The following is a 9,993-nucleotide window of genomic DNA, read 5'->3' as shown; positions in this document are numbered from 1 at the left end:
ATGGACGCAGACCTTCAGGCAATTCCTAGGGACGGGGGACGAATAGCATGTTGGAGAGGAAAGGTGCGGCGGTGGTTCTTGGTCGATACAAAGCAGTGATTCTCACTGCACTCCCAAAAGCAGGCATGCGGCGGTGGTTTTTCTAATGGTGTGCTTTCGGTGTTAGTTGGTGGATTATGGGTCGAGAAGAGAATGAAATCGTTTGGCCGCACCATCCGCCGCATTATTTGAATTCGCCGGGTGTGTTTATGGTGACGGCGGGGACCTACCGCAAAGAGCATGTGTTTCGCTCACGGGAGCAACTGCGGATGTTGAGCAACCTGCTGTTGGATCGGGCGAATGAGGCGGGGTGGCGGATTCAGGCGTGGGCTGTCTTTTCCAACCACTACCACTTCGTAGGGGCTTCGCCGGATGGCTCTGCCGCGTCGCTGAGCAGACTCATCGGGGACGTGCACCGGCAGTCGGCGGTGATGATAAACCGATGGGATGGGGCAGAGGGCCGCAAGGTTTGGTACAACTACTGGGAGAAGCGACTGACCTATGAGAGGTCATATCTGGCGCGCTTGGCGTACGTGCAGAGGAACCCTGTGAAGCATGGGCTGGTGAAAGTAGCGACGGAGTATCCTTGGTGTTCTGCCAGTTGGTTTGCCAAGGAGGCACCGCCCGCGCTGCAGCGGGTTGTAGATACGTTCAAGACTGATCGGATCGCAGACTACGACGACTTTTAACTGAGCGACCTTTTGGGAGTGCGGTGAGGATCACCGCTTTCGATTGGAGGCGGAGCCAGGAGTGGTGGGCGTTGTGCTAGATGGTATACGCAGACCATCATGCAATTCCTGAGGACGGGGGAGGAATGGCACGATGACGTGGAAAGGTGCGGCGGCGGTCCCTGGCCGATACAAAGCAGTGATTCTCACTGCACTCCCAAAAGCTGGCATGCGGGGCTGGCGTCACTCTTTTTTCTCGAGGTGTTCTTCCGGGGAATCTTTCCACATCAGCATTCCTTTGATGAAGCTGCGGAAGCTGGCGCTGGAGTCGTGGATTTCCTTTTGGATCTCGATGGCGGCTTGCTCGATGTCCGAGCAACTGGCGAGTTTTTCGCGGATGGCGGGGGCGTGTTTGAGCACTTCGGGGCCGAGTTCTTCGAGCAGGTTGTCGCCGTTTTCCTGGATGGCGGTGAGTTTGCCGCGCAGGAGTCGCAGTGTGCGGCGCAGGCCGGTGTCCAAATGCTGGAGTGCGCCGACGTCTGGGTCGCTAGGGTAGCGGTCCTGAAGAGCGGCGACTCGGTTTTCGAACTCTTCCTCCAAGCGGTGGAGGCGGTTGTCGAGGGCGTCGAGGCTACCGTCGAACTCATCTTCGAGTCCTTCACAGATGGCGAGTAGGCGGTCGAGGGTCATGGCGTATTAGTTTGCTAGTTCCTAGTGGGCAGTTTTCAGGAGTTCGGGTGCGTGAACCGATTGGCACGGCGAGTGACGAGATGTGCAGACACATCGCCTTCCCTTAACGATGGGATACGCATGCCGGCGGTAGGGTGGTTGTCGGATTTGTGGGGGGGGGAGTGCTGTGAGAATCACAGCTTTTGATTGCTGGCGGAGCCGGGAGGATGGAGATTTGGTCGCTGCGCTCCGTACGGTTGGCTTTGTCGGTCCCGCGGACGCGGGACCTACCCACCAGCGATTGGGCGTTCTGCGGAGGAGGAATGGCACGGTGAAAGGGAAAGGTGCGTTGGAAGAGCTCAGGTCGAGACAAAGCAGCGATTCTCGCTGCACTCCCACATGCCCCATAGGCGGCCCAGCAACACACGTGTTGCTGGTTGAACCGGCGGCCGGCGGCGGCAATAGTGGCGGCTCATGTCAGACGCCCAGCCCAAGCCATTGCCAAAGATTGTCTATCCGGATCTGCCGGTGAGTTTACGGCGTGCCGATATCATGGCGGCGATGCGCGACCACCAGGTGGTTGTGGTGGTGGGGGATACGGGGTCGGGCAAGACGACTCAGCTGCCGAAGATGGCGCTTGAGGTGGCGGCGGAGCTCGGGCTCAACGGCGTGGTCGGTTGTACCCAGCCGCGAAGGATTGCGGCGACCGGCGTGGCGAGTCGCGTGGCGGATGAACTTGGTGCCGAGGTTGGTGGGTTGGTCGGTTGCCAGGTCCGTTTCAGTGACCAGACGTCGAAGGACACTCGGGTCAAGTTCATGACCGATGGGATTTTGCTCGCCGAGACCCGGGGCGACCGCAATCTCAATCAGTATAGCGTTCTGATTATCGACGAGGCACACGAGCGCAGCCTCAATATTGATTTCCTGCTCGGCTATATCAAACAACTGCTCGCCCGCCGCAAAGATCTGCGGGTGGTGATCAGTTCCGCCACACTCGATGCCGGTGGTTTTGCCGAGTTCTTCGGTGATGCCAAGCGCGAGATCGCTGCTCCTATTATCCAAGTGGAAGGGCGCACGTTCCCGGTAGACGTGCATTATTTGCCGCCCAACCGCGACAGCGAGCCGCTGGCCCAGCACGTGGGGCGCGCGGTTACTTGGATCAACGACGTCGACAAGGTCGGCGATATTTTGATTTTCCTGCCGGGCGAGCGCGAGATCCGTGAAGCTGCCGATTTGATCGCGGGTTGGAATCTGCCGCGCACCGATGTGCTACCGCTTTTTGCCCGCATGGGGATGAACGAGCAGCGGATGATTTTCACGCCGCCGAAGGGTCGCCGTCGCATTGTGCTGGCAACCAACGTGGCCGAGACCTCGCTGACCATTCCGCGCATTGTCTATGTGGTCGACAGCGGAGTCGCTCGCATCAGTCGCTTCCGACCGGGCAAAGGTGTGCAGCAACTGCAGGTCGAGCCGATCAGTCAGGCGTCGGCGCGCCAACGGATGGGGCGTTGTGGCCGTATCATGGAAGGGATCTGTGTCCGCTTGTTCGACGAGGAGGACTTTCTCGGGCGGCCTGAGTTCACCGACCCGGAGATCCGTCGATCGTCGTTGGCGGGGGTGATCTTGCAGATGAAGTCGCTGCGCCTTGGGGACATCCGCGAGTACCCGTTCATCGACCCGCCATCGCCCAAAGCGATCAACGACGGGCGGCGGACGCTGTGCGATATCGGGGCGTTGGACAAGAAGACCGACGAACTCACCGAGATCGGGCGCAAGCTTGCGCGCATTCCTGCCGACCCGCAGCTCTCGCGGATGTTGTTGGCCGCCGAGCGATATGGTGCGCTGCCTGAGGTGGCGGTGATCGTGGCGGGGCTGACGATCATGGACCCGCGTGAGCGCCCACGGGAGAAAAAGGAGGCAGCGGACAAAGCGCACGCCCAGTGGAATGACGAGCGCTCGGACTTCCTCTCGTTGGTGCATTTGTGGCGCGATCTGATGCAGTTCCGCGATGGGCGGCGCTGGAAGATGAACCAGCTGCGTAAGTTCTGCGGCAAGTATTTCCTCAACTTCCGGCGGGTGATGGAGTGGGCGAACCTGCACCACGAGTTGCTGGCGGTTTGCCGTCAGGCGTTCAAGTGGCATGTCGGCGCGGTGGATCCATCGCGCGAGGGCGGGGCCGGATACGATGCGGTGCACAAGGCGATGCTTACCGGAGTGCCGCGCCAGATCGGATGGTGGGACAAGGGCGAACGCGCTTACCGCGGCGCGGGCGGGAAGCTTTTCGCGATTTTCCCTGGCTCCGGGTTGTTCAACACAAACAAGCGCCACGAGTGGATCCTTGGGTTCGACTTGGTGGAAACGTCGCGTCTGTGGGCGCGTCAGTGCGCCAGTCTGGATCCGGCGTGGATCGAGGAAGTGGCGCCGCACCTGTGCCGCAGCCAGTATTACGCGGCGGCGTGGGATGTCGGTCAGGGCGCGGTTTACGCCAAAGAACGAGTGGTCAGCGGCGGGTTGATTGTCGTCGACGAGCGGCCGGTGCACTTCGGGCGGATCGATCCCGCCAAGGCACGTGAGATCTTCATTTGCGACGGAATCCTGGGCGGTGGCCTCAAGTCGCGCCCGGATTTCCTGCAACATCTCGACGCCATGAAGGACGAGGTGGCCGCGCTTGAGCACAAACTGCGCCGACCTGGGCAACTGTGGTCCGACGATTATGTGCTGCAGTTTTTCGAGAATGTGATCCCCGAGGGGATGTGCACCGCCAAGGCATTCCATCGCTGGCGCAAGGGACTGCCGAAGGAGGATCGCAAGTGTCTGTTTGTGACGCTGGAGGATTGCGTGTTCGGCGGCGTGTCGGAGGATGAGGCGTCGTGGTTCCCTGATGAAATCAGCTGTGGCGATACGAGTTACGCGGTTTATTACCGTTGCGAACCGGGAGCGGATGACGACGGCGTGACACTCGGTGTGCACATTGACCAATTGTCCGGATTCCCTGATTGGCTGCCGGGCTGGGGTGTGGACGGGGCGCTTGCGGAGCGGGTCGAGATTCTGGTGCGCTCGCTGCCGAAGGCGGATCGCATCGCCTGCCAACCGATTGCAGATTCAGTGGATGCGTTTGTTGCGCAGTGGCTCGGTTATGAAAAGACCGGAGCGATCGAGTCGGCGCTGGCGGCATTCCTTTGTGAGCGTACCGGGCGGTTGATCCATTCGTCGGCATTTGATTTCAAACGGATCCCGCACGAGCTGGTGACCAAGATCTGGGTCTGCGATGACGAGGGCAACGAGCTGGCCATGGGCAGCGATGTGGGTGCCATCCGTGAGCAGTTGGCCGACTTGCTCGCCGACCGTTTCGACGAACAAGCCAACTCCGGCTGGGAGGTGAGCGGGATGAAGGAGTGGGAGTGCGATGCGCTGCCGGCGGCGATTGCCGTGGGTAGTGGTCAGGCGTATCCCGCGCTGGTCGATGAGGGCAAGTTTGTCGGAGTGCGTGTGTTTGCTACCGCCGGAGAAGCTGGGGCGAGTCATCGTGCCGGCTGTGTGCGGTTGGCCAGTTTCGCCCATCCGGATCAAGTGGCGTGGGTGCGGAAGAAGTTTCCGTTCTCGATGAATGGGAAGCTGATGCTGCCGGTGATGGGCAGCGCGCCCAAGACCAACCAGGACGACCTGATGGACGTGACCATCGAACACGCGTTGGGGACTCCATTGCCGCGGGATGCGGAGGCATTTGCCGCGGCGGCCGAGAAGATGCGGGCGGGGCTTTATGCGTCGGCGGAGATGACTTCCAAGTGGGTGGACGGCGTGGCCGAACACTACCAGGTGGTGGCCAATTTCATCCAGAAGCACCGAGGCGACCGTCACCTGGGCGAAGTCGCCGACGACATGGCCGAGCAGTTCGAGTGGTTGATGCGTCCGCGATTCATCCAGCGGGCGGGTGCGCAGTGGTTTGCGCGTTACCCGGCGTACTTTGCCGCCATGGCTGAGCGGATCGATCGATTGCAGTCGCAGCCAATCATGAAAGACCTGCAAAAGATGGACCAACTCTATCCGCACCACGAACGCTGGTTCGCCAAGGTGATGGAGGATGTGGCGTCGCCGGTGTGGGATGAGATCGGCTGGCAGTTGCAGGAGTGGCGGGTTTCGCTCTTCTCCTCCAAGGTCACGGCGATGGGGAAAGTGTCGTCCAAGCGCATCAGCAAGGCACTCGATGCCGGCGGCGCGTGAGGGGCTCTGCGGATGGGCGGGAAGTCCGCAGATGGATAGGATGGTGTGATCCTCAGATGATGTGGATGGGGAGGATTTATTTGGGAGTGCGGCGAGGATCGCCGCTTTCGATTGCGGGCGTAGCCGGGTGTGGGGGCGCCGAGGTAAACGATAGACGTAGGCCCTCAGGCAATTCCTGAGGACGGGTGAGGAATGTCATGCTGGAGGGGAATGGTACGACGTTTGGTTTGAGGCCGATACAAAGCAGTGATTCTCACTGCACTCCCAAAAGCTGGCATGCGGCGGTGGTGTTTTATAATGGTGTTCTTGTTGTGTTAGTTTGTGGGTCTTGGAGTGCGGCGAGGGTCGCCGCTTCCGATTGGAGGCGGAGCCGGGTCACCAGCGCGAGGAGATGCTCCTCGATCAAGTGATGCGAGAACCGCCGGATCCCGGCATTTAAAACCTAATCACCTAACTACGTAAAACCTTGCCCTAATTCACCTGGTTCACAGGCGAGCCGTTGAGGAACGCTTCGATGTTGTGAATGGTGGCTTTGACGAGTCGTTCGCGGGCGGGTTGGCTGTTCCAGGCTATGTGTGGGGTGACGATGCAGCGTGGATGGGCGACGAGTGGGTGGTCGTCGGCTGGGGGTTCCTGGGCGAGGACGTCGATGGCGGCGCCCGCGATGGTACCGTTGTCCAAAGCGGCGAAGAGAGCGGGGTCGTCGATCAGTTCGCCCCGGGCGGTGTTGATGAGAAATGCGGTGGGTTTCATCAATCCGAGCAGGCGGGCGTTGACCAGGCCTCGAGTAGATTCCGACGCACGGCAATGGAGCGAGATAAAATCAGAGGTGGCGAAGAGCTCGTCCTGCGTGACTTTGCCGACACCGAATTCAGCCAGAGTTTGTTCGGATTGCGAGCTTGCTGCGATCACGCGCATGCCGAGCGCGGCGGCGACGGTGGCGAGTTTTTTGGCGATGCGGCCAAAGCCGATCAGTCCGAGAGTGAGGCCGTCGAGTTCGAGGATTGGGTGGTCGGCGATGATTTGGCGTCGAGGCGTGCGCCAGCCGTCGGCTTTGAGTGCTTGGTTTTGGTCGCCGACCCGGTGGCAGAGCTCGAGGATGAGTGCAAGCGCGTGTTGGGCGACGTTGGTGGCGCCGTAGCTCGGTTCGTTGCAGACGGTGATGCCGCGGTCACGGGTGTCTGCTAGAGAGATCATGTCGTAGCCGGAGCCGAGCAGCGAGACGAGCTGGAGCTTGGGAAATGATGGCAGGTCGCTGGCGGTGAGGGCGACGTCGTTGGCGATAATGATTTCGGCCGCGGCCGCGTGCTCGGCGAGCTTTTCCGGAGATCCGACAAGGAATGGATGATAGGTCACGTCGCACAGCGACTCGAGGTGCGCCAGGTCATCGGAGAGAGCGGGCGATTCGGTGATCTGGGAGTGGAAGAAGGCGAGACGTGGTTTCATCGGGGAGGAGGGGCTGGTTGGAACAGAATGGACAGGATTCAACTGATTGGAAGCGGCAGATAATAGAAAAGGTGGTTGGGGGAAGGTTTTAGGTGGTTAGGTGATTAAGTTTTATGGATGGCGGGAGGGATGGGCGCTGAGCTCAGGTGTAGCAGTCGGTACTTCGGCCGCGAGATCGAACCGCCGTGGCGTTACTTAGTTGTATCGGAGCGACGGTGTCCCCACCGGCATGGGAGGCAGCCAGAGTGCAGGATCTATACAAAAAAAACATCCCTCGCGGTGGGGGAGACCCACTGCGAGGGATGCTGCAACCGACGGACTGGCTGAAAGTCCGTCTCCCATTATCCAGATGGAAAGTGATGGGCCGGGTGGCGGTTTCGTGCGGGTCGCCACCCGGCCACGGTGTCTGAGTAGGTTCTTAGAACGTCATCTCAAGGCCACCGTAGAGCTGGCGAGGTGCACCGTTGCGTGGGCCTTCGGGCGCACGGCTGACGATGTAGGTCTCGTCGAAGAGGTTCTGCACACCGGCGAGCAAGCGCACGTTCTCGGTCAGCTGGTAGTGGGCCGAGAGGTCGAAGACGAGTGCGTCGTCGATTTTGCCTTGGAGGGACGTGGTGTCCGGGCGGTCGAGGTTGGACGCGGTGCCGAAGGCCTCGCTGACGAAGCTCGCGTCGAGGTTCACGCCCCACTGGCCAGTGGAGAATCCGATGCCGCCGGCGAGTTTCCACTCGGGGACGTATGGGATTTCCGCGCCAGGGAAGGCACCGGAGTAGAGGTCGTTGTCGCTGTTAAGCGAGCTCTTCATCTCGGTCTGGGTCCAGGTGGCCGAGGCGTAGAGCGGCAGCGAGTATCCCGATGTGCTGTTGCCGAGCGCATCGTAGGAGACGAGAGCTTCGATACCGTAGACATCGGCTGCTCCTGCGTTGGTGGCGGAGGAATCACCGAGTCCGGCGTCCGATCCGATCAGGTTGTCGAAGTCGGAGTAGAAGCCGGCGATTTCAGCCGCCACGGTCTGGCCGCGGTTGCGCAGGCCGAGCTCGTAACCGAGGCTCTCTTCGAAGTCGACACCGCCCTTGAGCGTGGCGCGTGGTCCCGGGGTGGAGTAGCCCTTGTAGACGCCACCGAAGAGACGGTTGCTGTCACTGAGGGCGTAGTTGAACCCAATGCCAGGTGCCCAGTAGTGGATGTTGCCGTCGGCTCCATCGGTCTTGGTGAACGATGAATCGCTGGCGTAGTCGGTGTAGCTTTGGTCGATGGTTTCGTAGCGCACACCTGGACGCAGCGTGAGGTTTCCGATGGTGATGGAATCCTCGATCCACAGAGCGAGCGCGGTCGAATCCTGTTCGCGGTTGCCTCCGGAGCCATCCGCGCCGCGGTCGATCCCGGTGAAGGCACCGGACGTGCTGCGGTTGATGACATCATCGCGCTGGAAGCGTTTGATCTCATCGTAGTGCAAGCGGGCGCCGAAGCCCAGGGTGTGAGCGACGTCGCCGGTGGTGAAGTCCACATCACCAGCGGCCTGCACGCCGTAGGACTTGTAGGTGCGGTTGTTCGTGCGGATGCCGAGTGTGGTCGGTGCGTCGCTGCCCTCACCTGTCAGTGCGGCGAAGCTTGATGGGTAGAGCGCTGGGTTGGCGAGCACGGTGGCCATGCTTTCGCCATCGGCTTTGCGGATCTTGTACCAGTTACGCTTGAACTGATTGTAGTATCCGGCCACTTCGAAGCGGCTGTTGTCGGTCGGTTCAAACTGGTACTTGAGGTAGGTGCGGTGTTGCTTCGACTTGATGTTGTCGAACTTGGTGCCGCTGTAACGACGGTATGGGTTTTCGCGCACATCCTTCTCAGACAGGCCGAGGTAGGTTTCGTCGGCATCAAAGTCGGAGTAGCCGTACTTGAACTCGAAGCGCTGATTCATCGCCGTGTTAGGGCTCCAGCTCAACTTGAGCATCGGTTCGATCAGCATGAACCCGGAATCACCGCCACCGTCGATGTCGCGGAAGCCATCGGTCGAGTGCTGATGGAGTTCGAGCAGGTAGCCGAAGGCACCTGCGTCGGTGTAGGCGGTATCGCCAAAATAGCCGTGGTTGAAGAACGTGTTGTCGGTGCCGAAGGTCGAGCGCCAGTAGAAGTTTGGTACGCTGTTGGCGGAATCTGTTTGAGGTGCGGCGGCGACAGCTTTGCCGCCTTTAGCCGTCGTGGTGGCCGGTGCCGCGTCCGGGCCGTTGTCGGGGATCGGTGTGGAGAGGTAGTTGATCACACCACCGGTGGTTTGTGGGCCGAAGCGCACCTGGCTCGAGCCTTTGAGGATCTCGATTCCGCTCATGCGTGCGGCTCGTGGAGAGTAGTAGGCTGCCGGTGCGGAGTAGGGGGCCGGTGCGGTGAGGATGCCGTCCTCCATCATCGTGACTTTTTCCGAGCGCTCGCCATTGGCTCCGCGCATCGAGATGTTCGGGAAATTACCGAAGCCGTCTTCCTCGCGAACGTAGACACCAGGAACACGAGCCAGAATGCGGTTTACGTTTTGGTAGTTCTGCGAGCGGAAGACTTGATCCGCGATGTAAGCAGCCGAGCCTACCAATTCAAAGATCTGATCCTCGCTTCCGACCACGCTCAGAGGGCTGAGCATTTCATCGCTGCTGATGACGGACTCACTCACAGGCACAGCTTCCGCTGGAGGAGTGACTTCTCCGGTCTGGGCGAGTGCGTTCATCTGGGAGGCCAGTGCAACGCAACCAACAATAGTCGCGGAGGCGACAACTTTGGATGTGTGTTTCATAGCGATGGATTTTTGAACCAAGTCGGCGTCACCGAGCGTGGCGCCGACCTTGGTTCACTAATGCGACTGAATCTCATCATCAAGTAAAAGTTGGTAAAATCATGCAAAAAATGTCGTGCGTTGGGGCGCGGTCGGGTTGTCGAGGTCGTTTGTCTGGTTCGTAAGGTGCTAAAA

5 protein-coding genes are annotated in these 9,993 nt (G+C 60.3%); 2 read left to right on the top strand and 3 right to left on the bottom strand.

Annotated elements, in window-relative coordinates:
- Window positions 1–176 precede the first annotated feature (176 nt).
- Window positions 177–728, top strand: a complete 552-nt coding sequence (locus G3M56_RS11165) for an REP-associated tyrosine transposase (RefSeq protein ID WP_164365089.1) — start codon at window positions 177–179, stop codon at window positions 726–728.
- A 222-nt stretch (window positions 729–950) separates the two neighbouring features.
- Here G3M56_RS11165 and G3M56_RS11160 read toward each other — a convergent pair whose 3' ends face one another.
- Window positions 951–1,397, bottom strand: coding sequence for a hypothetical protein (locus G3M56_RS11160; protein WP_164365090.1), 447 nt, complete (start codon window positions 1,395–1,397; stop codon window positions 951–953).
- Between the two features lie 453 nt (window positions 1,398–1,850).
- Here G3M56_RS11160 and hrpA point away from each other — a divergent pair, with 453 nt between their 5' ends.
- Complete coding sequence (hrpA, locus tag G3M56_RS11155) at window positions 1,851–5,597, top strand: ATP-dependent RNA helicase HrpA (protein WP_164365091.1); 3,747 nt, start codon at window positions 1,851–1,853, stop codon at window positions 5,595–5,597.
- A gap of 471 nt (window positions 5,598–6,068) precedes the next feature.
- On the opposite strand, the gene G3M56_RS11150 is transcribed toward hrpA, so the two are convergent.
- Window positions 6,069–7,043, bottom strand: coding sequence for an NAD(P)-dependent oxidoreductase (locus tag G3M56_RS11150; protein WP_164365092.1), 975 nt, complete (start codon window positions 7,041–7,043; stop codon window positions 6,069–6,071).
- A gap of 418 nt (window positions 7,044–7,461) precedes the next feature.
- Entirely contained in the window at window positions 7,462–9,819 is a 2,358-nt protein-coding gene (locus G3M56_RS11145) for a TonB-dependent receptor family protein (RefSeq protein WP_235203402.1), read from the bottom strand.
- Window positions 9,820–9,993 lie beyond the last annotated feature (174 nt).

The sequence above is a fragment of the Sulfuriroseicoccus oceanibius genome (assembly GCF_010681825.2).
Taxonomy (GTDB): domain Bacteria; phylum Verrucomicrobiota; class Verrucomicrobiia; order Verrucomicrobiales; family SLCJ01; genus Sulfuriroseicoccus; species Sulfuriroseicoccus oceanibius.
Note: the sequence above shows the minus strand (reverse complement) of the source record. Positions and strands in the feature narration are given on the sequence as shown.

Bases quoted from the DNA above. Each gene is read 5' to 3' on its own strand.
- G3M56_RS11165 (WP_164365089.1), top strand. From the start codon at position 177: ATGGGTCGAGAAGAGAATGAAATCGTTTGGCCGCACCATCCGCCGCAT.
- G3M56_RS11160 (WP_164365090.1), bottom strand. From the start codon at position 1,397: ATGACCCTCGACCGCCTACTCGCCATCTGTGAAGGACTCGAAGATGAG.
- hrpA (WP_164365091.1), top strand. From the start codon at position 1,851: ATGTCAGACGCCCAGCCCAAGCCATTGCCAAAGATTGTCTATCCGGAT.
- G3M56_RS11150 (WP_164365092.1), bottom strand. From the start codon at position 7,043: ATGAAACCACGTCTCGCCTTCTTCCACTCCCAGATCACCGAATCGCCC.
- G3M56_RS11145 (WP_235203402.1), bottom strand. From the start codon at position 9,819: ATGAAACACACATCCAAAGTTGTCGCCTCCGCGACTATTGTTGGTTGC.